General features: G+C 48.6%; 20 protein-coding genes and 1 pseudogene. 3 read left to right on the top strand and 18 right to left on the bottom strand.

Going from position 1 to position 17637, the window contains the following annotated elements; translation table 11 throughout:
• Positions 1-192 precede the first annotated feature (192 nt).
• The 8 genes from B1748_RS31150 to tnpB all read right to left on the bottom strand — a co-directional run bounded on the left by B1748_RS31150 (position 193) and on the right by tnpB (position 4427).
• Complete coding sequence (locus tag B1748_RS31150; RefSeq protein WP_087571860.1) at positions 193-423, bottom strand: hypothetical protein; 231 nt, start codon at positions 421-423, stop codon at positions 193-195.
• Positions 424-559: 136 nt separating this feature from the next.
• Entirely contained in the window at positions 560-913 is a 354-nt protein-coding gene (locus B1748_RS31145; protein WP_087571866.1) for a DMT family transporter, read from the bottom strand.
• Between the two features lie 26 nt (positions 914-939).
• The gene (locus B1748_RS31140; protein ID WP_087571859.1) at positions 940-1269 is read right to left on the bottom strand and encodes a DMT family transporter; all 330 of its coding nucleotides are present in this window, start codon (positions 1267-1269) and stop codon (positions 940-942) included.
• The gene (locus tag B1748_RS31135; RefSeq protein WP_087571858.1) at positions 1266-1814 is read right to left on the bottom strand and encodes a TetR/AcrR family transcriptional regulator; all 549 of its coding nucleotides are present in this window, start codon (positions 1812-1814) and stop codon (positions 1266-1268) included. The genes B1748_RS31140 and B1748_RS31135 overlap by 4 nt, the downstream gene beginning before the upstream one ends.
• A gap of 689 nt (positions 1815-2503) precedes the next feature.
• On the bottom strand, positions 2504-2830 hold the full coding sequence (locus tag B1748_RS31130; protein WP_087571857.1) for a hypothetical protein: 327 nt from the start codon (positions 2828-2830) through the stop codon (positions 2504-2506).
• Between the two features lie 22 nt (positions 2831-2852).
• Positions 2853-3368: a hypothetical protein gene (locus B1748_RS31125; protein WP_087571856.1), complete on the bottom strand. Its 516-nt coding sequence runs from the start codon at positions 3366-3368 to the stop codon at positions 2853-2855.
• A gap of 1 nt (position 3369) precedes the next feature.
• Positions 3370-3933, bottom strand: coding sequence for a zinc metalloprotease (locus tag B1748_RS31120; RefSeq protein ID WP_087571855.1), 564 nt, complete (start codon positions 3931-3933; stop codon positions 3370-3372).
• A 227-nt stretch (positions 3934-4160) separates the two neighbouring features.
• Complete coding sequence (tnpB, locus tag B1748_RS31115; RefSeq protein ID WP_087571854.1) at positions 4161-4427, bottom strand: IS66 family insertion sequence element accessory protein TnpB; 267 nt, start codon at positions 4425-4427, stop codon at positions 4161-4163.
• Positions 4428-4604: 177 nt separating this feature from the next.
• On the opposite strand from tnpB, the pseudogene B1748_RS31105 reads away from it, so the two are divergent.
• Positions 4605-5021, top strand: a pseudogene (locus B1748_RS31105) (Tn3 family transposase); the annotation flags it as partial.
• 360 nt (positions 5022-5381) lie between these two features.
• On the opposite strand, the gene B1748_RS31100 reads toward B1748_RS31105, so the two are convergent.
• From B1748_RS31100 to B1748_RS31075, 6 genes are all read right to left on the bottom strand, one after another.
• Complete coding sequence (locus B1748_RS31100; protein WP_087571852.1) at positions 5382-6251, bottom strand: fumarylacetoacetate hydrolase family protein; 870 nt, start codon at positions 6249-6251, stop codon at positions 5382-5384.
• A gap of 48 nt (positions 6252-6299) precedes the next feature.
• Complete coding sequence (locus B1748_RS31095; protein WP_087571851.1) at positions 6300-7274, bottom strand: zinc-dependent alcohol dehydrogenase; 975 nt, start codon at positions 7272-7274, stop codon at positions 6300-6302.
• Positions 7275-7342: 68 nt separating this feature from the next.
• A complete protein-coding gene (locus tag B1748_RS31090) occupies positions 7343-8464 on the bottom strand; it encodes a mandelate racemase/muconate lactonizing enzyme family protein (RefSeq protein ID WP_087571850.1) in 1122 nt (373 codons plus the stop codon).
• The gene (locus tag B1748_RS31085; RefSeq protein ID WP_087571849.1) at positions 8461-8829 is read right to left on the bottom strand and encodes a cupin domain-containing protein; all 369 of its coding nucleotides are present in this window, start codon (positions 8827-8829) and stop codon (positions 8461-8463) included. Before B1748_RS31085 ends, B1748_RS31090 begins: the two co-directional genes overlap by 4 nt.
• 32 nt (positions 8830-8861) lie before the next feature.
• A complete protein-coding gene (locus tag B1748_RS31080) occupies positions 8862-9635 on the bottom strand; it encodes an SDR family NAD(P)-dependent oxidoreductase (protein ID WP_087571848.1) in 774 nt (257 codons plus the stop codon).
• Positions 9636-9671: 36 nt separating this feature from the next.
• Entirely contained in the window at positions 9672-10382 is a 711-nt protein-coding gene (locus B1748_RS31075) for a PIG-L deacetylase family protein (protein ID WP_087571847.1), read from the bottom strand.
• Between the two features lie 156 nt (positions 10383-10538).
• On the opposite strand from B1748_RS31075, the gene B1748_RS31070 reads away from it, so the two are divergent.
• Both B1748_RS31070 and B1748_RS31065 read left to right on the top strand, forming a co-directional pair.
• Complete coding sequence (locus B1748_RS31070) at positions 10539-11204, top strand: GntR family transcriptional regulator (RefSeq protein WP_087571846.1); 666 nt, start codon at positions 10539-10541, stop codon at positions 11202-11204.
• A 17-nt stretch (positions 11205-11221) separates the two neighbouring features.
• Positions 11222-12280, top strand: coding sequence for a DUF6786 family protein (locus B1748_RS31065; RefSeq protein ID WP_143810416.1), 1059 nt, complete (start codon positions 11222-11224; stop codon positions 12278-12280).
• A gap of 195 nt (positions 12281-12475) precedes the next feature.
• On the opposite strand, the gene B1748_RS31060 is transcribed toward B1748_RS31065, so the two are convergent.
• The 4 genes from B1748_RS31060 to B1748_RS31045 form a co-directional block, all read right to left on the bottom strand.
• Positions 12476-14848 carry a glycoside hydrolase family 95 protein gene (locus B1748_RS31060; protein WP_087571844.1) on the bottom strand — a complete coding sequence of 791 codons (2373 nt, stop codon included), beginning with the start codon at positions 14846-14848 and terminating at the stop codon, positions 12476-12478.
• A gap of 80 nt (positions 14849-14928) precedes the next feature.
• Positions 14929-15942, bottom strand: coding sequence for an ureidoglycolate dehydrogenase (gene allD / locus B1748_RS31055; RefSeq protein WP_087571843.1), 1014 nt, complete (start codon positions 15940-15942; stop codon positions 14929-14931).
• Between the two features lie 18 nt (positions 15943-15960).
• The gene (locus B1748_RS31050) at positions 15961-16797 is read right to left on the bottom strand and encodes an amidohydrolase family protein (protein ID WP_087571842.1); all 837 of its coding nucleotides are present in this window, start codon (positions 16795-16797) and stop codon (positions 15961-15963) included.
• On the bottom strand, positions 16787-17593 hold the full coding sequence (locus B1748_RS31045) for an SDR family NAD(P)-dependent oxidoreductase (protein ID WP_087571841.1): 807 nt from the start codon (positions 17591-17593) through the stop codon (positions 16787-16789). The genes B1748_RS31050 and B1748_RS31045 overlap by 11 nt, the downstream gene beginning before the upstream one ends.
• Positions 17594-17637: the final 44 nt, after the last annotated feature.

Here is a 17637-nt window from a genome sequence, read left to right as displayed (position 1 = left end):
AGACATATTCAACAAATTAAAGAAATTATAGACGAAATAAAAGGATAAAGCCTACATTAACTCTAACAACAAGAGAAAGTAAAAACCCACCCAACGGTTAGCGCCAGAGGTGGGTTTTTTAATCCTGTTCGACTTTATGATAACACTTGGAAAAAGAAGTGAACCAGGTAAATCTGTTCAGCCAGACTGCACTCAATTTCCCGTACGATACTTACGTTCGCTGTGAGAATCCTGTTTCGTGCGCTCCTTGTCCTTCTCGTCTTGTTGCTCGATGGTCTGGTCCTCAACCGGGATCGGATCGACCGTGCGCTCGCTGACAAACTTATCGAACAGACTCTCATTCTCCGTCGGAATCCCTTCCGGATTGTCGCGCTTGCCCTGCTGCTCGCGCCGGTTATCGGCGCTTCGTTCGAATTCGTTCATTGCTGTCACCTCCCAAGCAGATTATATATCTACTTACCCCTTTTTCTGCTGAGTTCAAACCTGTAGCAAGGAATATTTCCCAGTCTCGATTTTGAAGAGCAACGCGGCCATCCTATACACCGCATTCGTCTGACACCTAGCCCTGCTCCGCAGCCTTCCCTGCCGTCCCAGCGTTCTTGGATCCATTTAATAGGACTACGCCGCCGATGATAAGCAGTATGCCGCCAACCGTGTAGGAGTTCCATGCGTCTCCCCAAATCCATACGCCGATGACCGCCGTTAGCGCGGTGCCGACGCCCGACCAGATCGCGTAAGCGAGACTAAGCGGGAGCGTTCGAATGCTGATAGACAGGCAATAGAATGCCAGTCCGAACCCGATCATTACACCGATGGAAGGAAGGAGCTCTGTGAATCCTTCGGACAGCTTCAGCATGGAGGTGCCGAATATTTCCGTGACGATGGCAAGCGACAGCCAGCCGTATCCCTTCAGCAAGGATTGCTTCGTTCCCCGTTCCATCAATGCCCGCCTCCCGTTAATCTCATTACGACAACGCCCGCGATGATCAGAATCAGCCCCAGCCCCTTTTTCCAGTCCAGCCGTTCCTTGAACGCGATAACCCCGATCATGGCTGTAAGCGCCGTGCCCAGGCCGGACCAGATCGCGTAAGCCGTGCCAAGCGGGATAACCGCGAGCGCTAGCGACAGACAATAGAAGGCGACTCCCATGCCGAGTACAACGCCCAGCGATGGCATGCGCCGCTTGAAGCCGTCGGACAGCTTTAGCATGGAGCTGCCGAACACCTCGCTGACGATCGCGACGGCCAGCAACAAATACGCGTTCGTCATGTTCGTGACTCCCCCTCCGTCCATTGCGTCAGCCTCGCTTGTACTTGGCTTCGCAGTCCGGCGTCAAGCAGTCCGAAGCCGAACAGCTCCGCGAACCAAAGTCCGTCGGTCGCAAGCCGGATAATCGTGGACAGCACGGGATCCATTCCGTCAGACTGAATTTCGTTCTGCCACGAATCGAATTGCTCCCTAAGCGTGCCCAGCAGCTCCGGCTTTGCGAACAGCGCTGCGATTAGCGCGGTCGTCAGTCCATCAGACTCCGATCCTCCCTGGAACGTCGAAGCCACATAGGCACGGCTCCACTTCCCCGTTTCCTGCGGATCACGCTTGACCCGGCTTTCCATATCGGCGACAAACGTATCCGTAATGTGCTCCACCAATCCTTTGATCAGTGCTTCCTTGCTCGCAAAATGATGCAGCAGCCCGCCCTTGCTAACGCCCGCTTCCTGCGCGACCGCGTCCAGCGTCAGCTTCGCCGCCCCTTCTTCCTTGATTATTCTTGCGGCAGCCTCCAACAGCAAGACGCGTTTGGAATTCGACCTCATGTCCGTCCTCCTCTACAGGTATTCGTTATTGTTAACTATACCGTCTGGACGGTTTTTAAGTCAAGAGCAGGTTCAATTGACTGCAGCAAGCCGCCTCTAGTGATGGTTTCCGCAAACCCACCAACCTTCGGGCTGCAGCAGCTACGTCCTGGATTCCAGATCCGGATGACCAGCGTGGCCACCGCAGACGCGTCGGTTGCTTGTAGCAGCTCACTATGAACAAACACCCAAACAAACAAGCGCTATAAAAGGAGCAAGCCACCAACCGCTCAGCCGTTTTTGGAGAGCAGACTTTTCAGAAAAAATCCTGACAAAATTCCTCCGGTAAGAAGGATTAAATTAGACCATTCAAAAATAGTTTGCAGGATGTCCCAATGAATTATAAAAAACAAAGTATGGGACACTTACATATATAGTGTTATTTAGTATAACGTGAAATAATGGTTGCATAGTAGAAAAATAGCGCGGGCAGCCAATTTGGTTGTATGGTTAACGATTCACAAGCCAGCTTGCTTGCTTTGTTGATGCCTTGACTGTCATCTGTGGCTGTGAGGTTTCCTATCTGCCGGATATTTTACAACACTGGACGGACATTGATCACTATCATGGGAATGATAACAAAATGAAAAGAAACAGTATGCCAATTGGCATACTGTTTCTTAATCCTGAACGATTAGGCGTTACAATGATTACTTCTTTAAGTTAAACAGTTTTAACTTGTTTTCTTCAATTTCTGCTCCCAAAACACCATCTTCAAGAGAAAAGATATTTGTACCAACTTTAAGTTCATTTGATGAAAAATCCTCTTGAGGCATTTGATCAGGATCAGTCTGTTTACTAATTGTTCCTAATAGATCTTTGTTCGGGTATTGATCTGATGAAACGACATCCTGCCCAATATATTCTTGCTTGTTATATATCAGAATCGATGCATTAGAACCACTATTATTTCCGCAGGCAATCATAAAAACTGCCAGCATAATTAGGGACGATATTGTTAAGGCATACCTTTTCATTACATATCCCCTCAATGATGTTTTATTTTGTTAGAATAGAGAATTCTGTTGCATTAATTTCATTTTTAGTGATGGACTTAAATGACCCATTCGATTTGTCGACTTCATACTTGCCACTAGGGCCACCAGTCATAATATACTTCCCTTCGACGGGTTCCTCTAAGAACAGCACGTATTCAGTATTAAGTCTCATTAGTGGATGTTCCGCATAAAAATCCCCTTGAATACCATCCTGCAAGACACTGATGGATGTATTCTTCAGAGCCTTATCGCCTTTATATACGTTTGAAATTTGGAAAGTATACTCAGTAAATGGGCTCTCCAGATCATTAGAGAACACACTTTCTCTCACAGGCTTCCCTTTTACGATCAATACCGATTTTACCTTAACTTTTTCTGTAGAGAAGGCCGGGAATGAAGCATGTCGTTCTACCGCTACGATATTTGCTGCAGAATTTTTTGCCTCATCCGCTATAAGAATTGCCCCTGTAAGAGAAAGTGAGAGAATTCCAGTCATTATAAGTGTTTTTTTATTCATATTAAAACCCCCAAATCTTTTTCAATCCGGTTAAATCTGTGGTTTTTAAACCACTGTAACTACCAGCATAACCGTACATTAATTTGGCACTGTTAGAACTGTCATAAAGATCTCTCAATCCAAAGACATGGCCTAATTCGTGCTGAGCAATGCCATTCCATTGACTATCAGTATAATCATCCTCATATTTTGTATTGAATTGCAAATGCCAACTATCTTTGTGTTGACCACTTGATTGCTGAGTTACTACTCTCGCCACCCAGGTATCAAATTGTTTGCCAAGAGCCTCAATATAATTATTTGTCTCAAACGCAGTCCCGTTTACGACTTTTAAATTGTTACTAGTTTGAGAATACATGCTGTTGTTACCGGCATTTAGTCTATCCTTCCAATACTGATCGGTGCCTGGCGTCCACCAAAACTTAGGTTGTTTTGTCGGGGCATGTGTGCCGATAATATACCCGTCTGACTCGCTTCCTGTCTCCGTTACGGTATGCGCATAAGTTAGTGTAGGGACAGACAATAATGAAACAAATAGTACATAGGACAAGATTTTTTTCTTCATACTTAACCTCCAAATTGTTTTTGGCATCTAATTACCAATAACTATATGGGAATTTTATCATTATTTTCTATAATCAGGAATGGTTCGGAAATACCATTTCTATGTCGAACCTTGAATGATTTCATCACCGATAGCGTGCAGAATAAGTCGAATACTTGTCCACCAATGTCTAGCGTGCTTACCGTATAAATCCGAAAAATATCCGTTCTTGTCCAAAATCTATCGCCTCACAAGCTGCGACATGCCCTATTGACCTGGTTCAAAAAGCAGGGCATTTGATGACGCGCTCGGTAGAAGAGCCAGAAGCCGTTATGCTCCCAGTATAGAATCTTGAGCTTGTTGTCGTTCGCGATTGCAGAACACAAACAGACAGGGAGAGAACGGAGCGAGACAAAACCTTCCTGGACGATGGCCGCAAGGCCGTCGATGGACTTGCGAAGATCCGTCGAACCGCAAGCGAGATAGACAGGGTGAGAGCTGGATAGTTTCAGCATAGCGGTTGCAGCGCCTTAACAACGGAAAGAAACAAGCCGGGATCGAATCCGTGTTGGAGTTCAATGCGCGTGGGGCCGACGCAAACAATAGTGGATGCGACGATGGGAATGCTGACGCGGCGTTCATGGAGAGCGGCGCCCAACAGACAGGTGCAGATGCGGCTTCTGTGATGGGAGCGTTCTATGGGGCGAATTGAAAAAACCATCTTCATCTTGGATTATCTTTCAAGTGAGGCACTACGACGAAAGATCCACCGGGGTTTGAACAAAGGGGAAGCCATGAACGCATTAGCCAGAGCGATCTTTTTCGGCAAGCATGGCGAGCTGCGTGAGCGCGCTCTGCAAGATCAACTACAACGGGCCAGCGCCTTAAATATCCTCATCAATGCAATCAGTGTATGGAATATGGTTTATTTGACCCAAGCAACGGAGTTTAGAAGGAGCAATAAACAATTGAACGAAGAATTGTTGAAGCACATTTCACCTCTTGGATGAGAACACATAAATCTCTTAGGCGAATACAAATTTGATCTAGAACAAATCGCATCTTTGAAAGGGTTACGCCCTCTTAAAAAACTTTCAAATGAAGCATAGGTATTTAGCGTACGTTTTTCGCGTTTTGTCGACCGGTACCTCCCATTGTAAAAGTCGATTATCCTTAGCGTAGGAAAATCGACTTCATTACTGGTAATTATTGTCTTAGCGTGGTTTTACGTCTTTTGGTTGGCGGTACCCCTCCTATCATTTGCTGATGCACTCTACCCATTGCAAAAAATTTTAGCGCCCCAACGCCCAATGGAAATTCCCTAATATAATAAAAATGAAAAATGATACTATCGAGGGTATTAATATCTTCAAAGCTTTTTTCTTATTTATATTATGTGTATGAGATATCTGCGAATCTACCATTCCGACGCCACTGTGTATGATATTTCATACTCGCATGCCTCGAATCTACTGTTCCGCTTCCGCAACAAACGTGTTACGCAAAACTCCAATTCCTTCAATCTCCGCTTCGACCACATCTCCCGGCTTCAGCCAAACCTGCGGCTTCTGTCCCATGCCGACGCCTGGAGGCGTGCCCGTGCTGATCACATCGCCCGGCTTCAATGTCATCGTATTGGACAGGAACGAGATCAAATAAGGAATATCGAATATGAGCTCCTTTGTATTGGAATTTTGCATCAGTTTCCCGTTCAGTCTCAGCTTGATGGCCAGGCTGCCGGGATGGGGAAGCTCATCCGCAGTCACGATCCACGGCCCGATCGGGGCAAAGCCGTCGATCGTCTTGCCGCGCGTCCATTGCGGCTCATTAAGCTGAATATCCCGTGCGCTTACGTCGTTGAGCACGGTATAACCGAACACATAATCCATCGCTTCCTCTCGCGATACCCGCTTCGCTTCCTTGCCGATGACCACCGCAAGCTCCACCTCGTAATCGCATTGCGTGACCTCTGCGGGAATCGCAATGCTCTGCTCATGCGCGGCGATACAATTCGAATATTTGGGGAACAGTACGGGCACGGAAGGCACCTTCATGCCAGACTCGATGACATGGTCATGATAGTTTAGACCGATACAGATGATTTTCTCGGGATCGGTCAGCGGCGACAACAACACAACCTCCTCCAGCGGCCATCCTTCGGCATCTTCCACCCATGTCGCAAGCTCCAGCTCCGACGGCTCAACTTCCGACAGACGCGCGATAAATGGCCGCATTGTGCCGTCCGTGCGAAGTGGACGAACGATATTGCCTTCGCCCAATACGCCGATTCTCGGCTTTCGTTTCTCGTCTTGTTTCTCATAAAATTGCAGCAGTTTCATCCCTTAATTCCTCCTCTATCTATGCCTTGCCCGCAGTTCCTTCAGCTACTAGGGCTTCAGCAAAATCTTGGCGATGCCGCCGGGACTTCCAAGCAGCGTCTCAAAACCCGCCGCCCCTTGTTCAAGCGGCAGCACGCGCATCCATGACGACAAGTCCACCCGTCCCTGCTCCAGCCAGTCGAGCGCTGCAGTAAAGTCCTGAGGCGCGTAAGCAAACGCTCCCCGGCACGTTATTTCGCGACGGATGATATCATTAATTGGCAGCAAGCTATCTGCTTCGTGAAGGCCGGTAAATACGACCTTGCCGCCTGACCGAACCGCTTCGACACAGCGCTGACGGGTAACGGACGCACCGACCGCGTCCACTGCCGCATTGAATTCGCCCTCCGCTGCAACGGCTCCTTGCCCGCCCATCGCGCTCGCAATCGCGAGCCGCTCTTCGTTAATGTCTACGATGACGATCTCTTGCAGTCCGCCCATGCGTGCTGCTGCCAGCACGAACAGACCGATGGGGCCCGCCCCATAAATAAGCAGCCGGTCTTGCGGCTTCCACTGCAGCAATCGGCCGATATGAGCCGCGCACGCAAGCGGCTCCGTCAGCACTCCGTCCTCGAGAGATATGGAATCCGGCAGCCGAAGCGCATTGCCCGCAGGCACAGCGATATATTCTGCGAAAGCTCCCGGGCGATGTGCCCCGAGCAACGCCCGCGACTCGCACAGCTGCTCCCGCTGGCTCAAGCAATACGAGCATTCGCCGCAAGTCGCGAGCGGATTGACCACCACTCTGTCCCCCGGCTGCCAATCCAAGGCACGGCTTCCCGCGCGCTCCACGATGCCGGTAAACTCATGCCCCATAATAAGCGGCGGCTTGCGGAGCGAATTATGTCCCAGATATCCGCCAAGCTCGGAGCCGCATATGCCGGCATAGGCGACTCGCACGAGCAGTTCATCCGCCTTCGGCTCAGGGATGTCTGCTTCCCCCATATTCATCACGCGCGGTCCTTCATATATTAATGCTTTCATGAGCTAACCCACCTTTGAACTCTAATCGCAACGTTCCTGCCCGATCAACTAATGCCTCTTCCGAGGTTTTAGTTCACCCGATAACGGTTCAGAACTTCCTCATCCATTTCTACGCCCAGCCCTGGACGGTCAACTGGCACAGTAACGTATCCGTCCTTAAACTCGATTTCCCGACTGACCAGATCGCGAGCGAGCGGAGAAGATGACACCGTATGCTCAATCATAAAACCATTCGGAATAGCTGCTGCAAAATGAGTGCTGGCTGCTACAAGAATGCCCGTCTTGAACGCATGCGGCACGACCTTCTTGTGTCGGTCATAAGCAAGATAAGCAATTCGTTTGCCTTCGGTTAGTCCGCCTACTCTGCCAAGGTCTGGCTGAATAATGTCCAAATGCCCTTCGTCCAGCAGACGCTGGAAAGCCAATCTTCCTGCTTCCTGCTCGCCGCCGGCAATCATGATTTTGGATCGATCGGCCAGTTCACGATAACCGTTAAGATCATTGGAATGCACCGGCTCCTCCAGCCAGTAGACGCCGTACTTCTCGTATACCTCGGCCATGCGAAGCGCCCCCTTAAGATCCCACGCGAGACCGGCATCGATCATAATATCGATGTCATCGCCAACGGCCTGCCGGATCGCCTTGATCTGCGCTTCGTCAAACCTGGCGTTGCGGCCGATGGGCCCCCAGCCAAATTTCATCGATTGGTAGCCCTGCTGCACATAACCTTCCGCCATCGCTACCGCTTCTTCGATCGTCTCCGGCATCAGAGCGCTGGCATAAGCTTTTAGACGCTTGTTAAAAATGCCGCCCATCATCTCGCAAACAGGCCGATTCGATGCTTTCCCTACAATATCCCACAAGGCCATATCCACGCCGCTGATGGCGTGCAGTGCGGGACCGCTTCTGCCGAAGTAGATGGTTCCGCGATACATTTTGTCCCACAAACGCTCTATCTCGAATGGATTCTCGCCAATCAACAAGCTTCTGAGACCGGTAGCAATCGAATGAGAGGGCGGCGTGTCTACAACGGCCTTGGCTACGAGCGGAGAAGAATCCACTTCTCCGATCCCCGAGATCCCTTCATCGGTATGTATTCGAATCACTAACGTATCCTGCGTGCCGTCGCATTGGCTGGCATCCAGATCAGGCAATCGCAAATAAATCGCTTCTACTTCCGTAATCTTCATGGTTGATTCCCCGTTTCCTTATGAATGATAATGCCGGCCGCTTCAAGCAAATCATGCCGCAGCGGCGTAAAGGTTTCCAGCACAAGCGAATCTTCGAGCGCAAGCACGTCATGCGGTACGTCGCCAGGCACGTAAATCTGCTCACCGGCGTGTACTACCTTTTCTTCTCCGCCAAGCTTCATCCGAATTTTGCCTGAAAGAACGAAGCCAAGCTGCTCATGCGGATGGGCGTGCTCGGCGCCATACCCGCCCTTCTTGAAATCGATCAGCATGCTCATCATTCGCTCTCCGGGTGAAAGCACCTTGCGGCGAATGTCCGGACTGATGGACTGCCACTCGCCATCTGTTCGATGTGGTTCCGTCATCACATTTTGCCCTCTCTTCCTCATATCCCCTATCAGAAGGTGATGGATAATCCGCCGTCTACCGGCAATATGGCTCCCTGAATATAAGAGGCTTCCTCCGACGCGAGAAATAAAATAGCGCGCGCGACCTCATGCGGCAAACCGGGCCGTGCGAGGGCGATCTTGCGCTGCCCTACATAGTAGTGCTTGAAGTCCTCCGTCTCCAGCTCATTGACGCCGCCAATGACCGACAACGCCGTGTCGATAAAGCCAGGCGCTACGCCGTTAACGCGGATGCCGAGCGGCGAGAGCTCCAGCGCAGTGCCGCGTGTCAATTGATCAAGCGCACCCTTGGCCGCATTGTAGTGGCTTGACTTCATCAGAGCCCGCACTCCGTTGATGGAAGACACGTTGACGACGGCTCCGCCGCCCGTTCCCTTCATCGCCCGTGCCGCATACTTGGTGCACCAGTAAGCCCCGTTTACAATCGTATCGAATACGGCCCGCCATCGCTCCGTGCTTTCGTCCATAAAATCGCTTTCATAGAACATCGCCGCATTGTTGACAAGCACGTCGACCCGCCCGGTTAGCGTCATCGTCTGCTCGATCAACCGCTTAACGTCTTCCTCGACGGAAACATCGGTCGCAATAAAATGTACTCGTTCTTTGTAACGTTCCAACCGAAGCAACGCCTCGGTTCCGCTCTTGACGCTGCGTCCTGCCATGACCACATCTGCGCCTTCGGCGGCAAAATGTTCGGAGGTCTCCAGGCCAATGCCCGTTGCCCCGCCCGTAATTATGACCGTTCGGCCGTCAAATCGGCTCATTACGCATCCCTCCGTTGCTTCCGTTTCCCTTGCGCGTCAATGCGGCAGCAGCGATCCTGTATAATTACGGGGATACGCCTTGGCCCGGACGAACCCTTCTGCATAACGAACGCCGCTCTGAATCCCGCGGAATCTCGACATCACCTCGATCATCTCGATCGCATTGGAACCATATTGATCCTGCAGCCAGTCGCCTACCTGACTGACATGTTTGCCCAGCATTTCTTTTTTTGTGCTCATGCTCTCCGTAATGTCCACGTATTCGTCCGGGTGAAAGCCGATGCCCGCCACACTATCGACAAAATAGACAACGGGAATTTTTTTTAACGGTTCGCTCGCCGTAACGATGTTGGGTACGGTTGTCATAATCGCCACATCATTTGCCACCTGCCCGGTTACCGTATGGTCGGGATTGTACAAATCCTGCGGCCAGTGCGTTAACACGACGTCGGCTTTGCTGCTGCGCATCGCTTCAATAAAAGCCAGTCTGACTTCGGCTGTATCGAACAGAAACTCGTCCGGATAATTGAGCCATAGGAGCTTTGCGCCAATGACCTCGGCCGCTGCAATCGCCTCCAGCCTCCTAATTTCCGCAATTTCAGCCTTAGGCAATACGGGAGACCCTACTTCTCCGTTTGTTGACACCGCAATTGTCACCTGATCGCCGCGCGCGGCATATTTGGCCAACGTCCCGCCGCATAATATTTCTGCATCATCGGGGTGAGCCACTATGGCAAGTACATTCATTTCCTATGACCTCCTCCTTTTATCGTTGCTGGTAATAACTCCATCATACTTTCACATATCATAGATTGTCAACAATCATCAATTGATCGTTGAATGAATATCACAATTCGCGTATAATACCTATTAAGAAATAGACTTAAAGGGAGAATTAGATAGATGAAGCCACATCAATTCAAAAGTCAGGAAAACTTGTCCTTGCGGCAGCGGATCTTCTCCGATATTCGGGACGCCATCCTGCGGGGGCATCTCAAGCCCGGCGACAAGCTCCGAGAACAGGACATTTCTGCCCAAATGTCGGTCAGCCGCGGGCCGCTGCGCGAAGCGTTGCGCGACCTGGAAGCGATTGGACTTGTCGTCAGTCAACCTTACCGGGAGACGGTAGTCGCCGATGTACAGGTGGATGAAGTTGTCGGGCTGCTGATCCCGATTCGCCTGCAGTTGGAGCTATTTGTTCTTAAGCAGCACAACAATCAGCTAGACGAAGAGCTGTTCAACGATCTGGAGCAGATCGTCGCCGACATGAAGCAAGCCGCAGAAGAGCAAAACTTATTTGCGCTTGTCGAAGCGGACATCCGTTTCCACGAGAGGATCATCGCGCTGGACAAAACATCCTATGCGCAGCAGATTTGGCTCAGCATTGTAAATCGGCTCCGTCTGCACTTTATTAAAAACACAGGCATTTTTCCTGATCTGCATAAGGTGCCGAAGGAGCATCAGGAGTTGATTAAAGCCCTTCGCTCGTATAATGAGGCAGCTGTAGCCGAGATTTGGGGAAGCCATATTCGCGACGAGGATTGCTTGCTGTGTTTTAATCAGAGCTAGGAAGGAGCATGCGCCGCTTGACCACTGAACTCGAAACGCTAATGAACCGCCACCACGGTGAATTTGCTGCTTTGCAGGGGATAGACGGTTCTTCCCTGCTGGTGTTGCCTAAAGGCGGGAGACTTCTGGGCTTAGTGCCCGGACGAACCGACGCCCCCCTGCCGTTTTGGACGCCTGCCAAAGCCGCTTCTCCGGATCATTGGAATGTAGGCGGGGATCGTACCTGGATCAGCCCCGAGCTGGAATACTTCATGGATTCCGAAGGCCAATACAGGGTTCCCGGCTCTCTGGATCCCGGCAACTGGACGCTGGAGTCGCTTTCCGCAGAAGAAATTCGACTCGGCATGGATGGCGTGCTCCATCATATCACCTCGGCCATGCCCATCCAATTTCAAATCAAAAAACGATTCTCCCTGTTGCCCAATCCGCTGCTCCATAATGGCTCTACGGCTTCGCTGGCCGATCCTTCCGTCAGTTATGCAGGCTGCGAAACGACAACCGAGCTGTCACTGGAACCGTTGGGGAATGAAGACCACCATGCTGCGGCGGAAGGCAACGGTTATTGCAACTTATGGAGCATCCTGCAGCTCCCCTCGGACGGCGAAGCGCTGATCCCTACGTTTGGCGGCGCGCGGCCGCTCACCATGTTCGCCGACAGTCAGCCGGAAACGCTTGAGATCTTGCCTAGCGGCGCGCGTATTCCATGCGGCGGGGCGGCCAAGTTCAAGCTGTCGTTCGACGCGATTGCCTCAACAGGACGCTTTGGCTACATCAGGCGTCTCAGCGAAGACGTAAGCACGCTGATTATTCGTCAGTTTGCCGTGCATCCCGCAGGGATTTACCCGGACTATCCACCCGGTCAGCCCTCCTATCGCGGATCGTGTGTGCAAGTCTTTAACGATGGCGGGCAGTTCGGCAAATTCGCAGAGCTGGAGTATCATGCGCCTGCCTTGCCGATTTGGAAGCCGGGACATTCAACCGATCGTTCTGAGCTGTTTTACTTTTCAGGGCCTTCATCCTCCATCGAACGTATTGCGGAGCGTATGCTTGGCATGCCTGTCATGGAGAGGGAGTAAGGTAACAATGACCGGAGTAGAGTTCGTCCCATCACCGCAACCGCCTATAGTCTTTGACTAGGATTGCTTCGTAACGAGAAGCGGAATTTTTGAACAATCTCTTTAAGCGAAAACTAGTCTCCTGACTGCAAAAGAGAGGCCGGACACTGTCGCCCGACCTCTTCCCTCCTGTTATTTTAAACCGCTCGTCCATACTTAATGTGAAGTCTCGATTGTATAATTTGCTCCTATAGTTGTAGGAAAGCTGATGATTCCGTCCTCCAACTGTTTTAACTGGACGGCTTGTCCTTCAGCTAGAACGGCCATTTGGCAATCCATCCTTACACGGCACACTTTGCCTAGCGCTGAGTGAATGTGTACGCGCTCAACCTTATTCTGTCTCCACGTAAAACCGACTTCAAATCCGTTCCTCGCGCGTAAACCTTTTACTGAGCCCGACGGCCATTCAATTGGCAGTGCGGGAATCAAACGGATAGCATCGGTGTGGGACTGCATTAACATTTCTGCAATACCTGCGGTAAAGCCAAAATTCCCGTCTATCTGGAATGGTGGACCTACGTCAAAGAGATTTGGATAAATCCCCATGCTATTATAATCCGCTGTATCTTCTTCTCGGACTAGATGGAGTATACGATCTATTAACTTTAACGCGCGATCACCATCGCCGAATCGTGCCCAAAGATTTATTTTCCAGGCCAAACTCCAACCCATGCCAGCATCACTTCGACGTTCCAAAGATTTCTTTGTTGCCTCATAAAGTTCAGGTCTTTTCCTTTCAGTAAATAAATACCCCGGGTATACCCCATATAAGTGAGATACGTGACGATGATGAATGTCTTGATCTTCAAAATCAAGGAACCACTCTTGAAGATGACCACCTTTGCTAATCGTGTATGGACGAAGTTTCTCAACAGTTGCTTTAAACTCTTCCCTCAGCTCCATATCTACATTAAGCAAGGATGCTGCTTGAATACAATTTGAAAATAATTCCTCTATCAACAAAATATCCATCGTAGATCCTTTGCTTACAGCTGCCAATTGACGATCAGAGGTAACAAATTTATGTTCAGGAGAAGTTGATGGTGAAGTAACCAGATAACCATCAGGTTCCTCGCATAGCCAGTCGAGACAAAACAAAGCCGCTTCTTTCATAATAGGATAACCTGTCTCCCGAAGATACGTTACATCGCCGCTAAATGCATAATGTTCCCAAAGGTGCTGACTTAGCCATGCACCTGCCACGAACCAACTCGCCCATACCGGATCACCATCTCCATAATCCCCTACTGGAGCCGTTTGACACCATATGTCGCTGTTGTGATGAGCGACCCACCCTCTGGCCCCGTAATTTACAAGTGCGGTTTTTGAACCTGATTCTGAGAGATTCCGAATAAACTCCAACAATGGCTTATGGCATTCCGACAAGTTACAGACTTCCGCGAGCCAATAATTCATCTGAGTGTTAATATTTAACGTATAATTTGCGCTCCATGGCGGTCGGGTCTCTTGATTCCATATTCCCTGCAAATTAGCTGCTTGTGTTCCAGGACGTGAACTTGAGATAAGCAAGTATCGGCCAAATTGAAACAGTAACTCTACCAACTTTCTATCTTTAGCTCCGTATTCTAGTATTCTTTTATCTGTTGGGATACTTTCATTATCGTCACATCCACCAAGATCCAATTCAACCCGGTTATACAATCGTTTGTAATCCGAAATATGTTTGCCCAGCAACTCTGTGTAACTCAGATTATGAGCAGCATTCAAATAACTCTCCGCCAAGCTGCTTGGCTCTACACCCTCGGTGAATGGATTTCGATCATAACCATTAAAACTGGTTGCTCCACTAAAAATTAGCGTAACACTTGAAGCACCTTCCACAAGCAGACCGTCGTGATTAACGGAATGTGTGCCACCATCTAGTTTCACACCTATCCGACCGTCAAACCGAATCCCGCCGTTCCCATATTGAATAGGTTGTTCTTTTTCGCGGTAATAATTGGGATCAACGTGTATAGGTGCTTGTCCCTTAATGATGTGACGTCCCAACTCAACAGTTGTCTGGCTGCGAAGCGAGCTTGAAAGATTCGCATTAAAACTGATCATTTCCTGACGATCCGCTTCAATACGTAAGACGACTACATTATCCGGACTTGAAATAAAACAAGTTCGAGTATATGTAGTGGTTCCAATCTTATAGCGAACTACCGATGTTGCCGTCTCCAAATCTAGTTGACGTTCGTAATTGTTCGCCAAAGCTCCATGATAAAAATGGATAAAGAGATCGCCCATGGGCATATATGATTGTGTATAAGGTCCCATGGCTTGTTTGCAAAGTTCATCCGCTTCCACAAAATTACCTTGATTAATTAGCTCCCGAATTTCTGGAAGTACTTTTTGTGCGTTCGAATTTGTCGCGTCCTTCGGTTCCCCTGACCATAAAGTATCTTCATTTAATTGAAGTCGCTCCGTTTCAATCCCTCCGAATACCATTGCACCTAACCGCCCATTTCCTAAGGGAAGCGCTTCCGTCCATTTATATGCTGGTGTAGTGTAATGTAATTTCAATGCTTATCACTCTCCACTAAATTTGGGTATACTGCATTGTTGTTCGGGCATATTTTGAGCTTGTTATCACAATTATGTCGTTACTCCTGTAAAAAAGTATATGTCGACTCTGGCACTGGAATCCCGTATTTCATTCGTTCAATCACCTTCATTTGTTCTGGCTCGCCTGGTATATATACAGACTGATGACCAGGCGCTGGTTGTAATTGATGCAGTTCGTCGATAAGTTGATCAATCTTATATTTGAATATAGTAGAATCCGTTAAACAAGAGATTTTAATGGCCATTAAGAAGTGCCCCAGCTTACGAGCCTTATTGTAGTTGCCATACATCTGACTTACGTGAGGTCCGAATCCAGAGCCAGTTAGTATTCCCGAGAATATATCAATGACTAGAGCAAGTCCGGTTCCTTTCGGACCGCCCATAGGATTCAAAGCCACAACCTGATTAGGATCCTCTGTTGGATTCCCTTCCGCATCAACGGCCCAATCAGCAGGAATAGATTTTCCTACTTGCTTAGCATATAGGATCTTCCCCACCGCTACTTGACTTGTCGCCATATCTAATATGATCGGTTTTTGCTGGTTTGTCGGAAAGCCGAAGGCAATCGGATTGGTTCCAAAGTATGGCTCAGCCGCACCGAAAGGGACAACAAACTTATCCGTATTGACCATCATGATGCCGATCATATTATGTTCCACTGCTTGGTTAACAAAATAAGATAACGCACCACAATGACTGCTGTTAATTATGCTAATCATACCAACACCATTCTGCTCAGCAATTGCTATCGCATGATCCATAGCTTCCTTAGCAATAATATGTCCGAATCCATCATCGCCATCAACTATGGCTGAACAGGGTCCCGTACTCTTCATCTGAATATTCGGGTTAGGATTAAGCCCGCCTGCCTTCAGTCTTTGGATGTAATGTCCCATTCTGTTGATGCCATGTGAATCCACACCTCTTAGGTTGGCATGGACCAGAACATCTGCAACGATACCTGCGTGCTTTTGGCTCAGACCATGACTCATGAGCTTCTTAATACATAACTCAATTAACTCGATTGATGATACAATGATTTCCTTATCCATAGTAATCTTCCTCACTTGTTAAACTTGTAGTCTGTAAAAATCGATCGCATTATACCCCCAAACCTTGGATAGATCTGCTTGATTCAGGTTCGAAGAGATATGGCCTTCCAAAATTGATACTACTTCATCGTAAGAAGCCACCAACAGGCACACAGGCCAATCACTGCCAAACATGACGCGGTCGGTTCCAAACACATCAAGGCAGTGTTGTATGTATGGTGATAACTGCTTATAATCCCACTCCATGTGATTCGCTTCCGTAACCATTCCAGACAGTTTACAATAGATATTCGTCCCACTCGCTAATTCAGCTATTTGTGTTCTCCATGGTTCCATCTCCCCCTTTGCAATATTCGGTTTTCCGATATGATCCACAACTCCTCTTAGATTCGGAACTTGCTGAATCAATTTATTAAGATGAGGCAGATGCCGTGAATAGATGAGGAAGTCAACTGGAAAATCATATTCCGCCAATAACTTCAGAGACTGAATGACCTTCGGCCTAAGAATCCACTCATCGTCTGGAAGATCATGCAGCATGGGACGGATTCCGACAAACTTTGTGTGAGTCATCAGTTGTTGGAATAGCGCTGGAAAAACATTTGATTCCAGATCCAACCAACCCACAACCCCGGCAATTGTTAGATCATGCTCGGCTAGTGCTAACATGTATTCAGTTTCAGCCAATGTAGGAGCAGCTTGAACAAGAACGGTCTTGTCAATATTATGCGTATGCAGGATAGGTGTCAGATCACTTGGGAGAAAATCGCGGTAAAGCTTGCTTAGCTCAGGATTCAGCCAATTATAATCACCACGATCCAGCTTCCAATAATGCTGATGCGCATCAATTCTCATGTCTCCCCCTAAACTTGATCACGGCTGGAGAATATTCCAAGGTTGCTCCTCCATCCGCATCGATGATGGATCCAGTGATAGTTGAGGCGTCATCGCTTGCCAGAAATGCTGCTATTGCAGCAATTTCTTCCGAACTCGATATATGACCCAAGGCATGACAATTACTTAAAGACTGTTCTGTTGCAACAGGATCGGCCTGTTGATTGATCCAAGCCCTCAACAATGGGGTATCTACATAGGCAGGAAGTATGGCATTAGCACGAACATTCGAACGTCCATAGTCCAGCGCTACCGACTTCGTAAACGCATTGATAGCTCCCTTTGTTGCTGAGTATAAGGAGCCTGCATACTGTCCTACTTTGCCCGTACTCGATGATATATTTACGATGGCCCCTTTTGTTATGAGCAGATGTGGAATCGCATACTTGGAGTGGAGAAAATAATTTCGCAGATTCGTGTTGATTATCGTATTGAAATCATCCTCGGAGTACTCGTGCATAAGTTTCGAAATATGTGTGGCCGCATTATTCACTAAGATATCTATTTGATTGAACCTTTGGACTGCTAGATTAACTATATGGATTATGTCTGATTCGTTGAATACATCACATTGAGCAAACTTTACTTCATACCCGTTCCTTTGCAACTCTTTTTCGAGCTCTAGACCTGTATTTTCGTCCCTTCCTGTGAAGACTACTTTAGCTCCTCGTTCTGCGAACAATCGTGTACAGGCTCCGCCTATCCCTTTAGTACCTCCAGTAACAATGGCGACTTTTCCTTCCAACTGCTTGTTCATAAAGTTCACCCCCGCTATCTTATTATTGAATGGTGATTACATAA

The sequence above is a fragment of the Paenibacillus sp. MY03 genome, assembly GCF_002165585.1.
Lineage (GTDB): Bacteria > Bacillota > Bacilli > Paenibacillales > Paenibacillaceae > Pristimantibacillus > Pristimantibacillus agaridevorans.
This window is presented reverse-complemented; position numbering and strand designations above follow the sequence as displayed.